Below are 20787 nucleotides of genomic sequence, written 5' to 3'. Positions count from 1 at the left end.
GGCATAATCCACCTCTATTGAATTGTGACTGCCTGCTTGGATGCCTTCTGGTGCAAGTAGGTGATTTGCGTTGATGAGCGATCCGGATTTGCCATGGGCGCCATGGCGACATTCAGGACGATAACGAGTCCCAGTAAGGCGCAGACGACGACAACGCCGATTTGCTGGCGATGTGATTTTAATGCACGGCGGAGATTTGTTACTCGGCCGCTTCTTGCCGGGGAATTGCGCATGCTGTTTTATCCCTCTCCATGACTTTCCTCATTGTCTAAGATGGAGGAGAAAAATGGCCGCGCAAGCGCAGAAAAGCGGCTATTTCTTGTTCTTTTTTCGGACAGCTAGCGCGTCAAGCTGTAGGACAGGATCTTATAGGCGAGTTTCGCCGCCAGAAAATTGGGCGCATGCAGCCCCTCAATCGGGGCCAGTTCGTTGATATCCGCGCCGACTATCCGCCCGGCTTTGGACACGGCCTTGATAATCCGGATGGCATCATTCCAGAAAACACCGCCCGGCTCCGGCGTTCCCGTCGCGGGCATGAGAGAGCCGTCAAATCCGTCCAGATCGAAGGTCAGATATACGGGCCGTCCTTTGAAAGGGGCGACAATTTCCTCAATTTTCCAGTCATCCCGATCCTTGCCCCAGTAGATGGAGATGCGGTGCCGGTTGGCATCCAGAAAAGGAATTTCCTCCGCCGAGATATTGCGGATACCGATGGACACAATGGGCACCGTCGGATGATCCAGCACCCGGCGGATGGCCGCAGCGTGGGAATAATGCTCCCCGTCATAGCCATCACGCAGATCGGCATGGGCATCGAAATGCAGAATGATCAGATCATCGTATTTTTCAAGGAACGGGCGAATGGCCCCCGGCGTGATGGAATGTTCCCCACCGAAGACAATGGGAAATTTATCGTCCTTCAGGACAGCCCCGGTAAGCGCCGCGAGATCATCAATCGCCGCCTTGATGTCCGTTCCGTCAACGGGTTTTTCCCGCATGGTGACAACACCATAATCCCGGAACGGTTCACACCACAGGTCTTCATCGAACAGCTCGACCTGATGGCTCGCCTCGATCATGGCGGCAGGGCCGAGGGCCGTGCCACCGCCATAGCTGACCGAGCCTTCCAGGCCGTAAGGAATCACAACCGCCCGGGCGGAGGCGTAATCAAACGCCTCTTCCGCGGGCAGCCCGAGAAACCCCTCTTCCGAGGGGACAATCTCAAAGGGTACAGTCATGACAGTACTTTCGTTATCGCTTATTTGAAAAGCTGCGCGAAACGGCGTTTCTTGCGCTTTTTCCAGCCTTCCCGATGGAAAGCATCGGACGCCAGCAGCGGAATGACGGAAGACGCCTCAGCGAATACCATCTGCTCAAGGCTGGTGCTAACCTTGCCCCAGCTCGCAGCCTCTTTCAGTGTTGAGGAGGAACAGGCCCCATCCCGCACATCGGCAACGGTAAACTGCACGGCGTATTTATGCATATCCACCTCCTTGCCGAGGATTTCCGCACAGACCACGGTATCCTGGGCAAAATTTTTGGGAACCCCGCCCCCGACCATCAGCAGGCCGGTCGCCCCCGCCTCGATCTTGATCTGGGTCAGTTCGCGGAAATCGGCAACACTGTCGATGCTCAGATACCCGTCCGGGTTTTCCACCTGATGCTTGACCAGGCCGAAGCCTGCCGAACAGTCGGAGAAGGCCGGTACGAAAATCGGCACATCATTGTCGAAGCAGGTCTCGATCAGGGAGTTTCTCTTGACCGCGTTGGTTTTCAGCCAGCGCCCCATCTCCATGATGAACTCACGCGAAGAATAAGGTCGCCGTTCCAGCTGGTCCGCGATAACCTTGATCACCTCATCGCAATGCTGAAGCTCTTCCTCGTCGATATAGGTGTCATAGATACGGTCGATGTAAAGCGACCGCAGGACATTGTCATCAACGCTGCTATCCGCCTGATAATGACGGAAGCCCAGCGCTTCGAAAAAATCCATATCGACGATGGAGGCGCCGGTGGACACAATCGCGTCCACCATGCCGAGCTCCACCATATCGCGATAGACATGCATGCATCCCCCGGCGGATGTGGAACCCGCCAGGGTCAGGATGATGGCGCACTCCTCATCCTCGACGGCCATGTTGAAGATTTCCGTCGCCCGCGCAAGGTCGCGCGAGGTGAAGGACATCTTGCCCATGGCGTCGATGATCGGCCGTGCATCAAAGGTCCTGATATCGATATGTTCGACCGTCTTGGAAAGAAGGGCCGCCTTATCGTTACTCATGCTGCTCTTTGACATTTTTAAACAAACGCTCCTTCAGCTTGGCCGCTTACGCGACCTCGGCGGCCTGCTCGATGGCCACCATGGTTTCAGAATAAAATCCGTTGAACTTGGTCTGCATGGCATAACCATACGCGCCAAGATGACGGAAGATAATCCAGTCGCCTTCACAGACATCATCCGGCAGCGCAAGATGTTCCTTCATCTTGTCCACGCTGTCGCATGTCGGTCCGTAGAGCTGGAACAGCGAGTTTTCCGACGGCACATGAAGACGTCCGGCCCGGTAAAGCTCGACCGGATAACGCCAGCCGAGCTGTCCCAGATCGAACAGCGCACCATAATAGCCATCATTCAGATACAGCGATTGCCCGCGACGCAGTTCAACCCGCACCGCCACGGCCCCGCCCGCCGCCACAAGGGCACGGCCGGGTTCGCAAAACACCTCCAGATCGCCAAAGCCGCAGTCTTGCAGGGCCTTTTCGATGGCATCGAAATACTCCTGCAACGGTGCCGGTTCCATATCCGGATAGGAGACCGGAAAACCACCACCGACATCAATCATGTCGATTTTAACGCCACAACCATCCAGCATATTGGCAATATTATAGAGGGCATTGGTGTAAGCCTCAACCTCCAGGCATTGCGAGCCGACATGGAAGGTGACGCCGATCTTCTCCGCAATCTGCTGCGCATGGGCGAGCAGAAGCGGCGCTTCCATCAGCGTCGCGCCAAATTTACTATCCAGCGGATAGGCCGCCCCCACCTGCGAGACGCTGAGACGCAGCATCAGCTTCAGGTCCTCGGCATGGCCGGTTTCCTGCCTGATCTTGCGAAGCTCGTCCTGGCTGTCAAAAGCGAAATGGCGAACCCCGAGCTCATAGGCCCGCTTAATTGCCTGCCGGCTTTTGACCGGGTGCATGAAATACAGCGTTGCGAGAGGAAAATCCCGACGCAGGGTTTCAATCTCCCGAATGGAGGCCACCTCAAAGTTGCGCACGCCAGCCGCCCACAACAGACGCAGAAGCGCCGGATGCGGGTTGGCTTTCGCCGCATAGAGACATTTACCTGGGAATCCGGTGAGAAACTTGCTGGCCGCTTCCGTTACCGTATCGATATACAGAAAGTGGACAGCATCATTCGACTGCTCGATTTCAAGAGCTGTCGCTTCGTTTTCATAACGCCGCAAACCGGCTAGGGCTTGCTCGCGTTCAGCGACATAGCCCTCATAATCCTGGAGCAGTTGCAATTCTAATGTTCCACCTGTCTAGTTGTTGAAACCAAGTCTTTCCGTTAGCGTCACTAGCAGAAAAGTTTCCTCTACGCAAAAGGAAAGATTACCGCGTCAGATGATGTGTTTATGCCGGGATATCAAGATCTGGAAATGATATTTAACTGCGGGGCTTTACGCAGTTTATCAATGACACGATTCCGGGGCAGAGAGATGGCGACAGTCGTGCCCGGATTTGGCTTATTACTGGCGATTTTCAGCTCTCCGCCGTGCAATTCGATAATGGATTTCGCCAGCGGCAGGCCAAGGCCAGTTCCTTCAATCGACTTTGTCAGAGAGTCACGGGTGCGGCCAAAAGGTCGCATCACATGTTCGATTTCTTCCTTGCTGATACCAAATCCGTCATCTATCACGCGGATCAGGATAAAATTTTCCGAATCTAAGGATAAATCAATATCAATATTTCCCTTCTCCGGCGTATACTTAATAGCGTTATTCACAAGGTTGATCAGCACCTGTTTCAGCTTACGTTCATCGGCCCGCAATCGCACATCCAAACAGCCGGAGAGGGTGATCCCGATGAATTTCTCCTGTGCCTTGGCGGCCAGCATGGTCCGGGTCGATGTCACAATATCAAGAAGGCTGAATTCCGTTTCCTGCAATTCAATCAAACCGGATTCAAGGCGTGAATATTCCAGAATATCATCAATCAGCGACAGCAGATGTCGACCTGACGCCTGAATATTGTCCGCATATTCACGATACCGGTCATTGGCGAGGGGGCCGAAAATCTCCTTTGCCAGAACTTCGGAAAAGCCGATCACCGCATTCAGCGGCGTCCTGAGCTCATGGCTCATATTCGCGAGAAAAAGGGATTTCGAACGCGTGCCTTCTTCCGCCTCCAGCTTGGCCTGCATCAATTCGCGTTCAAACTTATGCTGGGCCGTGATGTCCTGTATCGTACCGCTGGCACCGAGAATCCGCCCCTTCTCATCTATATTCACCCGGCCGATCAGCCGGACGTTCACAACCTTGCCGTCAGCATGAATAATACGGAAATCCGTCTCGAAGGCTTCCCGCCGTTCGCCGGCCAGCATGAAAACGGAGCGTATTCGCTCTCTATCGTTTGGGTGAACCTGGCTGATGTAATTGCCATAGCATGGCTCGACAGAGCCCGGTTCATAGCCAAGAATACGATAAACCTCGTCTGACCATTCATGGGCCCGATCAATTTTATTATGGGTCCAGTTGCCAATATGCGCAATTGTCTGCGCGGCCGCCAACTTCGCCCTTTCTTCCTGCAGTGCTTTCTCCCGACTGCGGATTTCCGTAATGTCTGTCCGGATCGACACGGTTCCGCCGGATTTCGTTTTGGTCTCGGACAGGCGAAATATCCGCCTGTTTGCAAAATTCTGTTCGATCGGCTCACCGGGGCTTTTATGCTCCTGTATACGCTGGCGAACCCATTCCTCTTCACGCCCCTCGGCATCCGGGACCCGGCCCTGTTCAATGGATATCGCGACCAGCTGCTCAAATGTCACGCCCGGCTTCACCTTGTCCGCAATATCACTGAACAAGTCCCGATATGGCTGGTTACAAATGAAAAGCCTGTCATCAGAATCAAAAATCGTCACGGCTTCGGGCATCGACTCGATGGCATCCACCAGAGTACTTTCGGCCGTTTCCGCGCGCATGATGGCCTGTTTGAGCTTTATATTCTGTTGATTCTGCGCCTCCTCCGACTGCACCCGGGCCTCGATCTCGCTATTGAGAAGCTCAATGGCGGGAAGCATGCGCACCATACCGAGCGCGATCAGGATCAATCCCGGGATAAAAACACTGAAACGCCATATTTCGAGCGCGGGTTCATTACTAAAGCCGATATCGAAATACGCTCCATTGCCGACAAAAAGTACGTTGACCAACCAGGCAAAGGTTGCGATTGCAAGCCCCCAAAGCAAATACCCGCGACCGAGCTTCACATGCGTCAATCTACTGTTCCGCCGCCAGAAAACCACCAGCATCACAGACAGACAGGCCAAAATGGCAATATCGCTCATCATCGCCTGCACCTGCCGATCACAGCACGCATAAGAATTTCATCATAGATTACAATCAATCCTGCATCCCGGTTCAAGCTCGGTTTCGGACCTCCCTAACCTATCGGAAAAGTATTGAACTTCCGTTAATTAGCCGAAGCGAAAGGATAACCGGATGAGTCCTGACCTGTTGCTTGTGTTGATTAAGACCCCTGTCTTTTGTCATCAGGACTTTTGATTTGTACGCGCATCATTTATATGATCAACCCGAACAGTCACCCGCTTATGAGAACAGGAAAGAAACCGGTTTGACATCACGGATTATTATCGTCGGTGCAGGCATTGCCGGCCTGTCCCTTGCCCAGTGGCTGACGCGGTTCGGCATTGAGTTCGAGATCATTGAACAAAGCCCATCGGAACGCCGCAGCCCCCATGGCATTGTCCTGCCCTTTAACGCAGTCAGGGAACTGAAAATGCTTGGCGTGTTCGAACAGCTGCAAGAGGAATATTTCGACTTCTGGAAACTCACATACTGCGGTATTGGCGGCAAGGAAATCAAATCGGCCATATTGACGCAGAGCCCTTTTGAAAATGAACAGTTCATTGCTGTCCGGGAACAGCGGCTCCTCACCGCTCTGCGCACCGGGCTGGAGAAGAAAATCCGCTATAATACCCGTCTAACCGACGTTGATCATGGGGAAGACGGCGTTCGCATCAGTTGCACCAATGAATTGCTGAATGGCCAGTATGACCTGATCGTCGCGGCGGATGGCACCCGCTCGCAGACCCGCCTGAAAAATTTCGAAGGGCAGATAACAGTTCAGGATCATCATATTCCCTGCTGGCGGGTTTTGCTGGAATATCCTGAGCATGGGCTTCAGCCAATGCATATGATCGGTCCCGTCTCACAATTTGTCATCTATCCGGTCAGCAATGACACCCTCTATTGCTACGCTCATGTACATGAGGCGCCGGATGGAGAGCATGTGGCCGATGGCGCCATGTTGGAGGAAAAAGGCCGCCTCAGTCCTGACCCCAAGGAAAACTTGCGGCGTATTTTTGCCCGTTATGGCGGACCTGTGCCGGAAATTCTATCCCGTCTCGGGGATGCCGCAATCATTCCGGACCGGCTACAGTCTGTCACCGAACCTTGCTTTTTTGATCGCCGGATCGCCTTCATCGGAGATGCCGCGCATGGCTGCTCACCCTTGATCCAACAGGGTGCGGCCATGGCTCTTGCCGACAGCCGCTGCCTCGCCGATGCCCTTGCCATGCAGCAGACGGATCAGGCGCTTACCACCTATCGTGAGCGGCGGGAGGCGCAGACCCAGCGTATCGCCCGCGCCTCGGATGCCCCGCTCGACTCTGTCCTCACCGGTCCGGGGGGGATGAAACAACTTTTCTATAGTCTCAAACTGCGCCTCTTTGGGCCGGACAATGTCCGCGCATGGCGGCGCATCGCCACCGAACGCCCCTTCCAATCGGCAAATAAAAGCCCCGGAAGCTGAACCCCCGGGGCCTTTTCTGCATGCCAAAATTATTCAGGCGGCCTTTGCGGCATCGGATACCTTAGTGCCGAGTTTTTTCGCGACCCCTTCCGCATAGGCGGGATCGATCTTGTGAAAATGGCCAAGCTGACGTTGAACAATTTCCTCTGGCACGCCCTGCATCGCCGCCGCGATATTTGCAAAAAGCCGATCCTTCTCTCCGGCATCAAACAGATGGAAGAGCGCCCGCGGCTGCACATAGTCATCATTGCCTGTCCGGTGATTATACCGATCCGCATCACCGGAGATTTTCAGCGGTGGCTCAAGGTAGCTTTCATCCTGCACCGGACCGTTCATGGAATTCGGCTCGTAATAGGCATCCGGATTTCCGGTATCATTGCGGAAGAACCGCATGGCGCCATCCTTGTGATAATGATGCACCGGACATTGTGGCGCATTGATCGGCAGCGCCTCATAATGCGTACCCAGCCGATGACGATGCGCATCAGCATATGAAAAAATACGTGCCTGCAACATTTTATCCGGCGAAACACCTATGCCTGGTACGATATTGGACGGGCTGAAAGCCGCCTGTTCAATCTCCGCAAAATAGTTGTCCGCGTTGCGGTTGAGTTCCATAACCCCGACCTCGATCAGCGGATAGTCGCCATGCGGCCAGACCTTTGTCAGATCAAACGGGTTATAAGGTGTTTTTTCCGCATCGGTTTCTGGCATAACCTGAATATACAGCGTCCATTTCGGGAACTCCCCGCGTTCGATGGTGCCGAACAGCTCCTCCTGATAGCTCTCACGGGTTTCGCCGACGACCTTCGAGGCTTCTTCATTAGTATAATGGCGATGCCCTTGCCGTGTCTTGAAGTGGAATTTGATCCAGAAACGCTCCCCGTCATTATTCCAGAAGCTATAGGTATGCGAGCCATAACCATTCATATACATGGGCGCGACCGGCAATCCGCGATCAGACATCAGGATCGTCACCTGATGCAGGCTCTCCGGTGACAGGGACCAGAAATCCCACATCGCGGTCGGCGATCGCATATTGGTACGCGGGTGTCGTTTCTGGGTATGGATAAAATCAGGGAATTTCAACGGGTCACGCACGAAGAAGACCGGCGTGTTATTCCCAACCATATCCCAGTTGCCTTCTTCAGTATAAAATTTGAGAGCGAAACCGCGCACGTCCCTCTCGGCATCAGCGGCCCCCAATTCACCGGCGACGGTGGAAAAACGGGCAATCATCGGCGTCTGCTTGCCAACCTTGGAGAAAATATTTGCCCGAGTATATTTGGTGATGTCATGGGTTACGGTGAACGTTCCATGGGCGCCCCAGCCTTTCGCATGCACGACCCGTTCCGGGATACGTTCACGGTTCTGATGAGCCAGCTTTTCAAGAAGCTGATAATCCTGCATGAGCAGCGGCCCACGCGGGCCCGCGGACAGCGAATTCTGGTTATCAGAAATCGGCGCACCGGCCGACGTGGTCATGGTTTTTTTCTGCGACATCATCTTCCTCCGTGATTGTATCAATAGCAGCGTATGTATAATAATTAGAATTATTATAATTTTAGTCAAGGGCTATTTACAGACACATGATTCCCTGAGTGAGCCCTTCAGATTTCATGGGAGCCTGTCTTCGAGCTAGCGCAGAGGACGCGCGTTTCAACGCCCATCAGATATGTTTCGCAGCGCCCGTTAGGACTGCTCTGTTCTGGCTGCACTTGCTGATCGATCCTTTGGAAGAAGGGCGCAGCGATAACCGCCGGTGGACCAACAGATCCCACTTTAACTTGCCGCATTGGGAAAAGAGAGCCCCCCATTTCCCGCACATCCGAACTGGCGGAAATGTGAAGTTGCATACGCTTGACCGATGAGCGATTTTCGCAAATGATCTATCTCTCATATTCACCGGCCGGGGTGCTTGCATGCGGTGCAGAATAATATGCCTTTTTCTGATACTCATATCTCCTCCGGCCATTCCAGCGGCGGCACAGGAGAAGATTGAGGTCGGGCTGGAGCTGGTCCTCCTGGCGGATGCAACCGGCTCCATTGATAATGCGGAAATCATGTTTCAGCGGGAAGGTTACGCCAGGGCGATCACCAATACGGATGTGATATCCGCGATCACCTCCTCAATCTATGGCAAAATTGCCGTCACCTATGTGGAATGGGGAGATTCCGCCTCACAGGATGTGGTGGTCGGCTGGCAGGTCATTGACGGGCCGGAAAGCGCCGCGAAATTTGCCCGCGATCTGATGGGTCCGCCCCGCCGGGCGCAGGGCTTCAACGCCATCGGTTCGGCCCTCCTTTTCGCCAAGGATTTAATCGACAAAAATGATATCTGGAGTTTCCGGAGGGTCATCGACATCTCCGCTGACAGTGCCAACAACTGGAGCGGCCCGCCCATTGATGTTGCCCGCCAGCAGGTGATCGACGCAGACATTACCATCAATGGCCTGGCAGTGCTGTGTCGCCACTGCTCCGGCCGGCCCAACAATTATGATCTGGAAAGTGCTTTTCAGGAATTGATTATCGGCGGCAATGGCGCCTTTGTCATTACGGCGGACAGCCCTGACACATTCTCCGAGGCTGTACGCAAAAAGCTGATCATGGAAATTGCCGATTATCCCGGAGCCGTGCGGGTCGACTGATCCGTTGTTCCTCCTCATGCGGCAAGTCCCGCAAAAGCATTGCAATATGGCGCAAATCGGGCGTTTAGCCGTTCACGAGCAATTGACATCATTTTGCATCTGTTTAAGCTATAATTTAAATCAATGGTCCAAATTTGACCCTAATTTGAGAATAACTATATGCGTCGAGGAACTTTCCGCGGGCTTCTGGTGGTATTGGTAATTGCCATTGCCGGTGGCACTTATTACTTTTTCAACCAGAATGGCGGTTTTCTGNCGGANGAGAAGGAAGCCAGNGCTTCCGCNCCNCCGCCGGAACGGACCTATGTGGTGGAAGCCTCCCCCGTTGTTGTCGAGACAATTACCGAAACAATCAGCGCCGTGGGNACANTGCGGGCNAATGANTCGGTTGTGATTGCTCCGGAAATCGCCGGTCGTATTTCCGCNCTCCCCTTTACNGAAGGNGANGNGGTGAAGCGTGGCGACATCATTGCCAAACTTGATGANGACATCCTGCAAGCGGAACTCACCAAAGCCTANTCTGANNTGACGCTTGCGGAATCCAANCGTAACCGCGCCATGACNCTNGCAAAACAAGGAACNGGCACGCAGCGGGCCAAGGATGAAGCCATGGCGGCNTATGATGTGGCGCAGGCGAATGTCGCCCTTGCCAAAAGCCGCCTTTCCAAGGCAACCATCCGTTCCCCGCTAACCGGNAAANTCGGCATTCGNTCCGTCAGTANCGGTCTGTATGTCAGNCCNGGCGACCGCATTGTTGAAGTNGCGGAAGTTGACCCCATCAAAGTTGANTTCNGGGTNCCNGAGCTGGCGCTGCGCAANATNAGCGTCGGACAGTCGATNATNGTGACCGTGGATGCGTTTCCCGGNCGCAGNTTTGAAGGCAAGATTTATGTNATCGACCCGATTGTTGACGCCAATGGCCGGGCCATTCGGCTGCAGGCGCAGATACCCAACAAGGACGGTACGCTGCTGCCCGGNCTTTTCGCNCGNATCCAGATTGTCACCGATCAGCGGGAGAATGCGGTGATCATCCCCGAAGCCTCNGTCTTTGCAAACGGAACGTCCCGCTTCGTCTATCGCCTNGAGGATGGGCGCGCNGTACTGACCGAAGTCAAGCTTGGCCTTCGCCAGCCTGGNCGGGTCGAGATTATTGANGGCCTNAAGCCGNAAGCCATGATCGTAACCGCCGGACATCAGAAAATCAGGGACGGNAACCGCATTTCCNTCCTTAACCGCGAACAGGGAGCCTGACATGGGATTCCTTGAGTTCTTCATCCGCCGTCCGGTCTTTGCNACGGTGATGAGTCTCATTATCATCATGATNGGCATCGTGTCCTATAGCCGTCTGTCGGTNCGCGAATATCCGAATATTGATGAACCCATTGTTTCCGTCCGCACNGANTATCTTGGCGCCAGCGCCGAAATCATNGAAAGCCAGGTAACGCAGGTNCTGGAAGGCTCCATCGCCGGGATCGAGGGNATTGAANTNCTNACCTCCAGCAGNGAAGCNGAANANAGCCGNATTACNGTNCGNTTCCGTCTNGGNACNGANCCNGATGTNGCNGCAAGCGANGTNCGNGACCGCGTCTCNCGCGTCCGCGGGCGATTGCCCACCGAAATCGAAGAGCCGATCATCGCCAAGGTCGAGGCNGACGCGCAGGCCGTTATTTATATTGCCTTTACCAGNGANCGNCACAGCGCCATTGAAATTTCCGACTATGCNGANCGTTACGTNCGCGATCANCTTCAGAATATCCCCGGCGTNGCNGAGGTTCGTATCTTCGGGGAACGACGATACGCCATGCGGATCTGGCTGGACCGCNCCCGGCTCGCCGCTTTCAATCTGACCGTCGCCGATGTGGAGGATGCCCTTCGNCAGCAGAATGTCGAGGTNCCNTCGGGACGGATCGAAAGTTATGACAGGGAATTTACCGTTCTTTCCCGTACNGGNCTTGTNACACCNGAGCANTTCCGGCGGGTCATTCTGAAAGATCTGGAAGGCTATTCCGTTCGCCTCGGCGATGTGGCCAAAGTGGAAATAGGCCCGCAGGATGAAAGNCGCATTACCCGNTTNAANGGAGAAAGCGCCGTTATACTTGGCATTGTCAANCAGGCCACNGCCAANCCGCTGGATGTCTCCAANGCCATGAANGAGGTGCTGCCGCAACTGACNCGCGACCTGCCACCTGGTATGAATGCCCGAATATCCTACGATANATCAATTTTTATCGACCGGTCGATTGATGCTGTTTATATGACCATTGCCGANGCGGTGGCNCTGGTTGTCTTTTTNATCTTCCTATTCTTGAGNACTTTCCGCGCAACCATNATCCCGCTTGTCACNATCCCCGTCTCGCTNATCGGCGGCTTNGCCTTAATGAGCCTGATGGGNTTTTCCATCAACACCCTGACCCTGCTTGCCATGGTGCTGGCGATTGGCCTGGTTGTCGATGANGCCATTGTTGTCCTTGAAAATATCCACCGCCATATTGAAGAGGGCATGAAACCCTTTCATGCCGCCGTGAAAGGCATACGCGAAATTTCNAGCGCCGTNGTCGCCATGACCCTGACGCTTGCCGCCGTTTATGCGCCTGTTGCCTTCGCACCGGGGCGNACCGGCAAGCTGTTTGCGGAATTTGCGCTGACGCTCGCGGGCGCCGTGCTTGTCTCCGGGCTNGTNGCNCTGACACTGAGCCCCATGATGTGTTCCGTCCTGNTGCGNNNTCACGAAAAGCANGGNAAAATCTACAATGCCTTCGAACGGTTNTTCAACTCGATGAACAACGGCTATCGCCGCCTGCTNNTNGCCTCNCTCAANGTCCGCCCNCTGNTCATCCTCATGGTNCTGGCTGTGGCCGGTTCCTGTNATTTCCTCCTCACCAACCTGAAATCGGANCTTGCGCCGATTGAGGATCGGGGCGTGATCTTCACCGCAGGCACCGCCCCNGAAGGNTCAACNATNGATTTCACCGGTCANTATATAGACGATTTTGAAAAGCTGCTCACNTCCATTCCGGAAATCCAACANGCNTTCATNATTGCCGGATCGCGGGATGTCAATGAGCTGATTTCCTTTTCNCAGCTCACGCCGTGGGAAGAACGCAGCCGCACCCAGGATGAAATACTCCGTGAATTGCAGCCGCAACTCTCTAAAATTACNGGGGTTCGCGCCTTTGGCAATAATCCCGGNTCTTTCGGNCAGAGCGCGCGNAGCAAGCCNATCGAATTTGTGATCCAGACCTCCGAAAGCTATCCCCAGCTTGAAGAATATGTGAANCAGATNATGGAANAAGCCGAGAAATATCCCGGCATCATCAATCTTGATAGTGACCTNCGCCTCAANACNCCNCAAATCGAGGTCGAACTTGANCGNGAGCGTGTCGCGGATACNCGAGCCGGNGTCCTGACCGTTGGCAGGACACTCGAAACNCTGCTTGGTGGNCGGCAGGTGACGCGCTTCAACCANAATGGCGANCAATATGAAGTNATTGTCCAGGTNGCNCCGGANGANCGNCGCACCCCCAATGANCTCAANGACATCTATGTCCGGGGNCAGAATGGCGCGATGATCCAGCTTTCCAATCTGGTNAAGGTGNATGAAACTGTCGCCCCGAAGGAACTGAACCGCTTCAACCANTTCCGCGCCGCAACCATCACCGGNAATATTACNCCCGGCTACTCNCTNGGTGAGGCGCTTGATTANATGGAGACAACGGCNCGGGANATNCTCCCCTCCTCCGCCCGCTATGATTTNGCCGGAGAGTCCCGCGAATTCAAGGAAGCAGGCAACAGNTTGNTNTTTGTTTTCCTNCTGGCGCTGGTTTTCATCTTCCTTGTGCTGTCGGCGCAGTTCGAAAGTTTCGCCGACCCNCTGGTCATCATGCTGACAGTGCCNCTCTGTATGGCNGGGGCGTTATTGGCCCTCAACCTCACGGGAGGNACNCTCAATATCTATAGCCAGATCGGCCTTGTNACNCTGATCGGGCTGATCAGCAAACATGGTATTCTTATCGTNGAATTNGCCAACAGCCTTCAGGANGAAGGCCGCAGCCTGAAGGAAGCAATTATTGAAGCNTCCGTTCTGCGGCTCCGCCCCATTCTGATGACGACCAGCGCNATGGTGGCNGGCGCCATCCCNCTTGCCACNGCCGTTGGNGCCGGNGCCCAGAGCCGNCAGGAAATNGGCCTTGTGATCGTCGGCGGCATGACCTTCGGAACNCTNCTGACGCTGTTTGTCGTTCCGACCGCCTATACCTTCCTNGCGCGCGACCGCTCAAAATCACGGGCGNACGACNCTGTNGGCGGATCTGTCCCGGCTCAATCCCCCGCGGAATAACGCCCNNTCATNCGGCNATAATCCTGGGCCTNTCCGCNGGNCTCATNNNNACCNGCATTCCTTATGGGGGANCAAACCCTGTCCTTTAACGGCGAAGGAACNGNAGNTCCGCGNTNTTNTCACACGCTGANTATACGCCGCTTTCTGCTTATGCCGCCAAGGGTGACGATGGCCGCGGCGGCGATCAGGCAGANGATTCCGGCCAAGAAGAAGGCNGGCAGATACGTGTCATATACCGTCCGCGTTGCNCCCGCCCCCCAGGCGGCAAGAGCNGCGCCCAGTTGATGACCGGCGAACACCCAACCAAAGACGATATTTGCCCGCTCTCCGAAATGCTCAGCCGCCAGCTTAACCGTTGGCGGCACGGTCGCCACCCAGTCAAGGCCGTAAAATATTGCGAAGATGGACAGGGCATAAAGACTGAAATCGCTAAAAGGCAGCCAGATCAGGGAAAGACCGCGCAGCCCGTAATACCAGAACAGAAGCCAACGATTGTCGAACCGGTCCGACAGCCAGCCCGAGCCGACGGTCCCTGCGAAATCGAAAAGGCCAATAACAGCCAGCACCCCCGCCGCCGTCACCGCCGCAAGGCCGAAATCACCGCAAAGCGGAATAAAATGGGTCTGTATCAACCCGTTGGTCGACATACCGCAAATGAAAAAGGTACCGAACAGCAGCCAGAACATGCGTGTTCCGGCCGCATCGCGCAGCGTCACAATCGGGGACGCCAGCATCGCAAGCAGGCTCTGCTGCGGTGGGGCGGGAACAACAGCCATCTCGCCATAAGGAGCAAGCCCCAGATCAGACGGCCGATTACGCATCAGCATAAGAGCCGCAATGGCTGCCACAAACAACGCCACAAGGGAGACTGATAAAGCCGCCCGCCAACCCACCGCCTCCGTCAACGCCGCCATTACGGGAAGGAAGACAAGCTGGCCCGTCGCGGTGCTTGCCGTCAGCAGCCCAATGACCAATCCGCGCCGGTTGACAAACCACCGGGTCGCCACGGTCGCCCCCAGAACCATCGCGGTAAGACCGGTCCCGAGCCCGACCACAACGCCCATTAACAGGGTCAACTGCCACAACTCCGTCATCCAGAGCGCGCCGAATATTCCGGCACCGATCAGCGTTTGGGATAAGAGGATAACGGGCCTCAGGCCAAATCTGTTCATGAATGCCGCGGCAAACGGGCCCATCATTCCGAACAGCAGCAGACGAACCGCAAAGGCGGCGGAGATTTCCGCATTGCTCCATCCAAACTCGGATTCCAGCGGACCGATCAGAACGCCCGGTATGCCGACGGCTCCCGCCGTTACCAGCATCGTCAGAAAACTGACGGCAACGACAATCCAGCCATAGTGAATGCCGCGTCTTGTCAGCCGATCGGAAAAGAGCTGTGACAGGGAAAATCCGTTTGCCTGCATGGAGAGAACCATTTCTTGATGAGGAGGTCGTATTTATATTATATACATAATCTAAAATACAGGCGCAATTGCAATTATTACCTGCAGGCGGCCGTCCCGCGGCACAATAAAGCATGGAGAGAGAAATTGAAGATCAGAAGCGGATCAATCTTTCAGCAGTTCATCGGCGGTTGCGGTCAGGATTGTTTCCGCCAATGCCGGATCCTGTGCCACTCGCGATAAAATCAACCCGCCAACCATTGCGGAAAAGGTCGCAATCGCCCTGTTACGCGTTTCTTTATCCGGCTCCGCTGTCATTACCCCCTCGACCAGTTCAAGGTAACGTTCCAACTCATCGGAGAATATTTCTTTCAGAGCCTCATCACCGCTCCGTGAAACTTCTGGCGACAAAGCGGCAAATGCACAGCCTTCCGCAATATTCTCGCAATGCCCGCGTGACAGATAGCTTGCCACCAGAACCGCAAAAGGATCGGACGTTGCCCGCGCCACGCGATTGGTCAACCTCTGCCGTGAGGTTGTTAGCGCCCGCGCCATCGCCTCTCTCACAAGATCGTCGCGCGATCCAAACTTCTTGTAAAAGCCGCCGTGCGTCAGCCCGACCGCCTGCATCAAGTCTGCAACGGCAACACCCCGCACGCCATGTTCACGAAAGGACCGACCTGCCGCTTCAACTACAGCCTGCCGGTTTGCCTCTGACTGGGCTTTAGAGACTTTCAAAATGCACCTCCATAGTATTTTATATTATATTAATAATCATAAAATTGAAATCAAAAAATCCATTCCAATCAACCGAGCAAAGGAACCCCATCCTGAAAAATCAGCATGACAGCGGACGGAATTGCATCGCAAAACGCTCAATAGTCACATTGTCCGCTTCCTTTCGCGACCGATATGGCAAGGATAGGCGTTGACGCCACCGCCCCCCATGGCTAACATTTATGCAATGCCGATCACAGAAGACAGCAACCAAAGGAAGTAATTCAGGAATAGCCGCCGTATGCCGGAGCCGACGTTACAGGAGTTCCGCAGATGGCATTCACGCAAACATACACCTCTGGCAGTATTGGCAGGCCCAACAACCCGCCATTCATAGCCTTCCGGAACGCAGGTTCCCAGATAAGGCCCGTGCCGTCACAATTCAAAAGACCAGAGGTTGGCCACTATCCGTTGCATCACAGTCCGTCGTCTGTCGAAACGGAGGAACAAGCAGAAAGAACTGCCATTTCAGATCGCGAGATAGGATATCTCGCATGGTTTAACCCAGAGTCAGGAACGATCCCATGATGTCTATGCGAATACTAACTGGCGCGATATTTGTCTTTGCGTCCCTCACCGCCTCCGCCAATGCCGAGGTCGTGGTGTCCTCCAAGATCGATACGGAAGGGGGCGTTATTGGCAACATTATACAGCTTGTTCTGAACGCCAATGATATCGAAACCACGGACCGCATACAGCTTGGCGCGACACCGGTCGTACGGCAGGCCATCACGGCTGGCGAAATTGATATCTATCCCGAATACACCGGCAATGGCGCTTTCTTCTTCGACAAGGCGGATGACGCCGGATGGAAGGACGCGGCCAAGGGCTATGAGATGGTGAAAAAACTGGACTATGAGGCCAACAAGATCGTCTGGCTCTCTCCGGCACCGGCCAACAATACCTGGGGCATGGCCATGCGCAAGGATGTTGCCGAACAGAACAAGCTTGTCACCCTGACGGATTTTGGCAGCTATGTCTCCGGGGGCGGTGAGGTCGTGCTGGCAGCCTCGTCAGAGTTCATTAACTCCGCCGGTGCCCTTCCCGCTTTCCAGGAGGCCTACAGCTTTACCTTGTCGCCTGACCAGCTCATCACCCTTTCGGGCGGTGATACGGCGGCCACGATTGCCGCTGCCGCCAACCAGACCAACGGCGCCAACACTGCCATGGTCTATGGCACGGATGGCGGCATTGCGGCTTCCGGCCTGGTTGTCCTGCAAGATGACAAGGGAGTACAGCCGGTTTATCAGCCTGCCCCGATCATTCGCGAAGCCGTGCTGAAAGAATATCCCCAGATCGCGGATCTGCTCGAACCGGTCTTTGCCAAGCTGGACCTTGTTACCCTGCAGGAGTTGAATGGCCGCGTGCAGGTTGGCGGTGAACCGGCCAAAGCCGTGGCGGAGGATTTTCTGAAACAAAGCGGCTTTCTCAAGTAACTAAAACCTCGCGCACTGTCCCGGGGGCGCATTCAAGTGCCCCCGGACACCCCGTTATATGAGGGCGGATGGGCATCAAATTCGACAAGCTCGGCTGCGTGATCTTCGCGATTGCCATCTTCGGCCTTCTGGCAGAACCCTTTGCAACTTTCCGCGCCAATCGCATCGTTCAGGGAGAGGGACGCTTCCTTCTTGAGGCCCTGCCCCCGGCAGAGGGCTATCTTCTCTTCGCTATCATCCTTATCGCTGCGCTGGTGGCACTTTTCAAAACACCGCTGCTACTGCGATCTGCCGCCAGCATCCTGGCGCTTGCTTCACTCGCCTTCCTGATCGGTCAGGCAGGAGATTTTCTGACCCCGGCCGGGAATAGCTATGCCCGCATCTCTCCGGCGGCGGGCTTCTGGCTGCTATTGTTCGCCTTTGCGCTGCTGCTTGCCGATGTTCTCTCTCGTCTCGCGTTATCGCCTTGGGCAAAGGTCCTTACGCTTGGCATTGCCGCCGCGTCTATCGGCACCCTGTTGATGACAGGTAGCTGGGACAGCCTCTCGCTCCTCCGGGAGTATGGTAGCCGGGCGGACAGCTTCTGGACGGAGGGCAGAACTCATATCATCCTTGCCCTCGGCTCTCTTGTCGCGGCGGTCATTGTCGGGGTTCCGCTCGGCATTCTCTGCTACCGTGTCCAGTCAATCCGAAGCTCCGTTCTCAGCGTCCTCAATATCGTCCAGACAATTCCGTCCATTGCCCTTTTCGGCTTGCTTATCGCCCCGCTCGGCTGGATTGCGCTCAACATCCCTGCGGCCCATGCCATCGGCATTCGCGGGATCGGCGCGGCGCCCGCTTTTACCGCGCTCTTTCTCTATTCACTCCTGCCCGTGACGGCGAACACCGTGACCGGGCTTGCCGGTGTGCCGCAGGCAACACGCGACGCCGCCCGGGGCATGGGCATGACAGGCTGGCAACGGCTGCGCGGCATTGAATTTCCGCTGGCCCTCCCAGTTATCCTGACCGGCATCCGCATTGTTCTTGTCCAGAATATCGGCCTTGCCACCATTGCCGCGCTGATTGGCGGGGGCGGCTTCGGCGTCTTCGTTTTTCAGGGCGTCGGGCAAACGGCGATGGATCTTGTCCTTTTAGGCGCGCTTCCGACAGTGGGTCTGGCCTTCGCCGCCGCCGTCATACTGGACGCCCTCATAGAAATGACCCGCATCAGACGCAGCAAGGTAACCGCCCGATGATCGAGATTGAAAACCTCACCAAACGCTATAACGGCAAGGCTGCTGTGGATAATGTCTCCATGACGTTGGAGGCCCATACGGTGACGGCCATTGTCGGCACCTCCGGGTCCGGCAAAACAACCCTGCTGCGCATGATCAACCGCCTGGAAGAACCGAGCGAAGGACGTATCCTGATTGATAGCGTCGACAATCGCACTGTACAGGGGTATGAGCTCCGCCGCCGGATCGGCTATGCCATTCAGGGCTATGGTCTGTTTCCCCATCGCACGGTCGCGCAAAATATAGCCACGGTTCCCGTCCTTCTTGGCTGGGAGGCCGCCCGCATCAAAAGGCGCGTTGAGGAGCTGCTGACGCTTTTCCAGCTCGACCCCTCGCTTTATGGCCCGCGCTATCCGCATGAGCTGTCTGGCGGACAGCAGCAGCGCGTTGGCGTCGCCCGCGGCCTGGCGGCGGAGCCGAATATCCTCCTGATGGATGAGCCCTTCGGCGCGCTCGACGCCATTATCCGCACCAAGGCACGGGAGGATCTGCTGGACATCCAGAAGCAGCTCGGCATCACCATCATCCTTGTCACCCACGACATTGAAGAAGCTATTCAGCTCGGACATATGATTGCCGTGATGGATGCGGGCAAGCTGGTGCAGCATGCCACGCCGGCCGATATTTTGACGAAACCCGCAAATGCCTTTGTCGAAGAGCTTGTCGGATCGGCGGAGCGGCCCTTCCGCCTCCTCTCTCTGGAAAGCGTCCGCGATGCTGTTGAGCCCGGCGATGTCGATGGACCGCCGGTGCCGCTGGATATCAGCAAGCGCGATGCGCTGGGCGAAATGTTATGGTCCGGCCGCACCACACTCCCGGTTCAGAACAAGGATGGAACATCGGCGGGGCATGTTACCCTCGATGCCCTTGCCAGACGGGCCAGCCGTCCGGTATGAGGCATTTCATCCCGACATTGCTCCGGCTTTTGCTGCTGACGCTTTTCCTGACTTTCGTCATTCACCCGGCCTGGTATGAGCCGTTGCTGCGTCCCCTTGCCCCAAGCGGCGCACCGGTTATCTATGACCGGGGCAGCCTTCTGACGTTGACCCTCCTGCATCTGCGCACTGTCGGGATCGCAACTGTCGCTGCGACCATTATCGCTCTCGGCCTTGCCATCCTCGTGACCCGCCCGTTTGGCAGAGAGTTTCTGCCCCTCTCCCGCTCGCTGGTGAATATCGGCCAGACGTTTCCACCTGTTGCCGTGCTCGCGCTCGCGGTTCCTGCGTTCGGATTTGGTGAAAAGCCAACATTGATCGCGCTTTTTTTATATGGGTTACTGCCGATTTTTGAGAATTCGCTGACGGGTTTTCTGACTCTGCCCTCCAATGTGACGGAAGCGGCCCGCGGTGTTGGCATGACGGGCTTTCAGCGGCTGCTGCGGGTTGAGCTGCCGCTTTGCATCCCTGTTATCCTTGGCGGCATCAAGCTCACGGCCGTGATCGGGCTATCGACGGCCACCATAGGTTCCACCGTTGCGGCGCGAACGCTGGGAGAGGTGATTATAGCCGGGCTGACATCGAACAATCTTTCTTTTGTGTTGCAGGGGGGATTGATTGTGTCGGCCCTGGCGGTTTTGATTTATGACGGCCTGAGCTTGCTGGAGCGGGTGTCTGCGCGCCGGATTGACCGGAGTTGAAGCGCGCGCCTATTTGAGTGTGGAGGACAAGGAGCCCTTTTTGCGTGCATCTGCTCTGCTTCCGGAGTTGATTTGTTGGAGAGGTTCGTTAACGCAGAAACGCCGCCAAGTTATTGACCTGGCGGCGTTTAATTTGGTTGCGGGGAGAGGATTTGAACCTCTGACCTTCAGGTTATGAGCCTGACGAGCTACCGGGCTGCTCCACCCCGCGGTAATTCTGTTTT

The 20787-nt window shown here is 55.5% G+C and carries 15 protein-coding genes and 1 tRNA gene; 8 read left to right on the top strand and 8 right to left on the bottom strand.

Translation table 11 applies throughout. The features are described from left to right. Positions 1 to 338: 338 nt before the first annotated feature. The 4 genes from speB to CMN55_RS14095 all read right to left on the bottom strand — a co-directional run bounded on the left by speB (position 339) and on the right by CMN55_RS14095 (position 5569). Positions 339 to 1238 (bottom strand): agmatinase, encoded by a 900-nt coding sequence (speB, locus tag CMN55_RS14110; RefSeq protein ID WP_293950455.1) that lies wholly within the window; start codon positions 1236 to 1238, stop codon positions 339 to 341. Positions 1239 to 1258: 20 nt separating this feature from the next. Then, positions 1259 to 2296, bottom strand: coding sequence for a 1,9-bis(guanidino)-5-aza-nonane synthase (locus CMN55_RS14105; protein WP_366932076.1), 1038 nt, complete (start codon positions 2294 to 2296; stop codon positions 1259 to 1261). A gap of 31 nt (positions 2297 to 2327) precedes the next feature. Next, on the bottom strand, positions 2328 to 3524 hold the full coding sequence (locus tag CMN55_RS14100) for a type III PLP-dependent enzyme (RefSeq protein WP_293950453.1): 1197 nt from the start codon (positions 3522 to 3524) through the stop codon (positions 2328 to 2330). A 122-nt stretch (positions 3525 to 3646) separates the two neighbouring features. Further along, a complete protein-coding gene (locus tag CMN55_RS14095; RefSeq protein ID WP_293950452.1) occupies positions 3647 to 5569 on the bottom strand; it encodes a sensor histidine kinase in 1923 nt (640 codons plus the stop codon). 284 nt (positions 5570 to 5853) lie between these two features. Between CMN55_RS14095 and CMN55_RS14090 the strand changes: the two genes are divergently transcribed. Then, complete coding sequence (locus tag CMN55_RS14090) at positions 5854 to 7053, top strand: FAD-dependent oxidoreductase (protein ID WP_293950451.1); 1200 nt, start codon at positions 5854 to 5856, stop codon at positions 7051 to 7053. 33 nt (positions 7054 to 7086) lie between these two features. Here CMN55_RS14090 and CMN55_RS14085 read toward each other — a convergent pair whose 3' ends face one another. Further along, a complete protein-coding gene (locus tag CMN55_RS14085; protein ID WP_293950696.1) occupies positions 7087 to 8556 on the bottom strand; it encodes a catalase in 1470 nt (489 codons plus the stop codon). Between the two features lie 419 nt (positions 8557 to 8975). On the opposite strand from CMN55_RS14085, the gene CMN55_RS14080 reads away from it, so the two are divergent. The 3 genes from CMN55_RS14080 to CMN55_RS17300 all read left to right on the top strand — a co-directional run bounded on the left by CMN55_RS14080 (position 8976) and on the right by CMN55_RS17300 (position 14037). After that, positions 8976 to 9701 carry a DUF1194 domain-containing protein gene (locus CMN55_RS14080; RefSeq protein ID WP_293950450.1) on the top strand — a complete coding sequence of 242 codons (726 nt, stop codon included), beginning with the start codon at positions 8976 to 8978 and terminating at the stop codon, positions 9699 to 9701. Positions 9702 to 9860: 159 nt separating this feature from the next. Next, the gene (locus CMN55_RS17305) at positions 9861 to 10952 is read left to right on the top strand and encodes an efflux RND transporter periplasmic adaptor subunit (protein WP_366932075.1); all 1092 of its coding nucleotides are present in this window, start codon (positions 9861 to 9863) and stop codon (positions 10950 to 10952) included. Between the two features lies 1 nt (position 10953). Further along, complete coding sequence (locus CMN55_RS17300) at positions 10954 to 14037, top strand: efflux RND transporter permease subunit (protein WP_366932074.1); 3084 nt, start codon at positions 10954 to 10956, stop codon at positions 14035 to 14037. Between the two features lie 119 nt (positions 14038 to 14156). On the opposite strand, the gene CMN55_RS14075 is transcribed toward CMN55_RS17300, so the two are convergent. Further along, entirely contained in the window at positions 14157 to 15461 is a 1305-nt protein-coding gene (locus CMN55_RS14075; protein ID WP_293950449.1) for an MFS transporter, read from the bottom strand. A gap of 144 nt (positions 15462 to 15605) precedes the next feature. Beyond that, positions 15606 to 16178 carry a TetR/AcrR family transcriptional regulator gene (locus tag CMN55_RS14070; RefSeq protein ID WP_293950448.1) on the bottom strand — a complete coding sequence of 191 codons (573 nt, stop codon included), beginning with the start codon at positions 16176 to 16178 and terminating at the stop codon, positions 15606 to 15608. Between the two features lie 563 nt (positions 16179 to 16741). On the opposite strand from CMN55_RS14070, the gene osmF reads away from it, so the two are divergent. From osmF to CMN55_RS14050, 4 genes are all read left to right on the top strand, one after another. After that, positions 16742 to 17653, top strand: a complete 912-nt coding sequence (gene osmF, locus CMN55_RS14065) for a glycine betaine ABC transporter substrate-binding protein OsmF (protein WP_293950447.1) — start codon at positions 16742 to 16744, stop codon at positions 17651 to 17653. 68 nt (positions 17654 to 17721) lie between these two features. Beyond that, positions 17722 to 18888 (top strand): ABC transporter permease, encoded by a 1167-nt coding sequence (locus CMN55_RS14060; protein ID WP_293950446.1) that lies wholly within the window; start codon positions 17722 to 17724, stop codon positions 18886 to 18888. After that, positions 18885 to 19823, top strand: coding sequence for an ABC transporter ATP-binding protein (locus CMN55_RS14055; RefSeq protein ID WP_293950445.1), 939 nt, complete (start codon positions 18885 to 18887; stop codon positions 19821 to 19823). Before CMN55_RS14060 ends, CMN55_RS14055 begins: the two co-directional genes overlap by 4 nt. Then, positions 19820 to 20563 (top strand): ABC transporter permease, encoded by a 744-nt coding sequence (locus tag CMN55_RS14050; RefSeq protein WP_293950444.1) that lies wholly within the window; start codon positions 19820 to 19822, stop codon positions 20561 to 20563. The genes CMN55_RS14055 and CMN55_RS14050 overlap by 4 nt, the downstream gene beginning before the upstream one ends. A gap of 134 nt (positions 20564 to 20697) precedes the next feature. On the opposite strand, the gene CMN55_RS14045 is transcribed toward CMN55_RS14050, so the two are convergent. Further along, a tRNA-Met gene (locus tag CMN55_RS14045) sits at positions 20698 to 20774 on the bottom strand. Positions 20775 to 20787 lie beyond the last annotated feature (13 nt).

The organism is Sneathiella sp., from assembly GCF_002694385.1.
Taxonomy (GTDB): domain Bacteria; phylum Pseudomonadota; class Alphaproteobacteria; order Sneathiellales; family Sneathiellaceae; genus Sneathiella.
The sequence above is the reverse complement of the archived record's forward strand: the minus strand, read 5'-3'. Positions and strand labels throughout refer to the sequence as shown.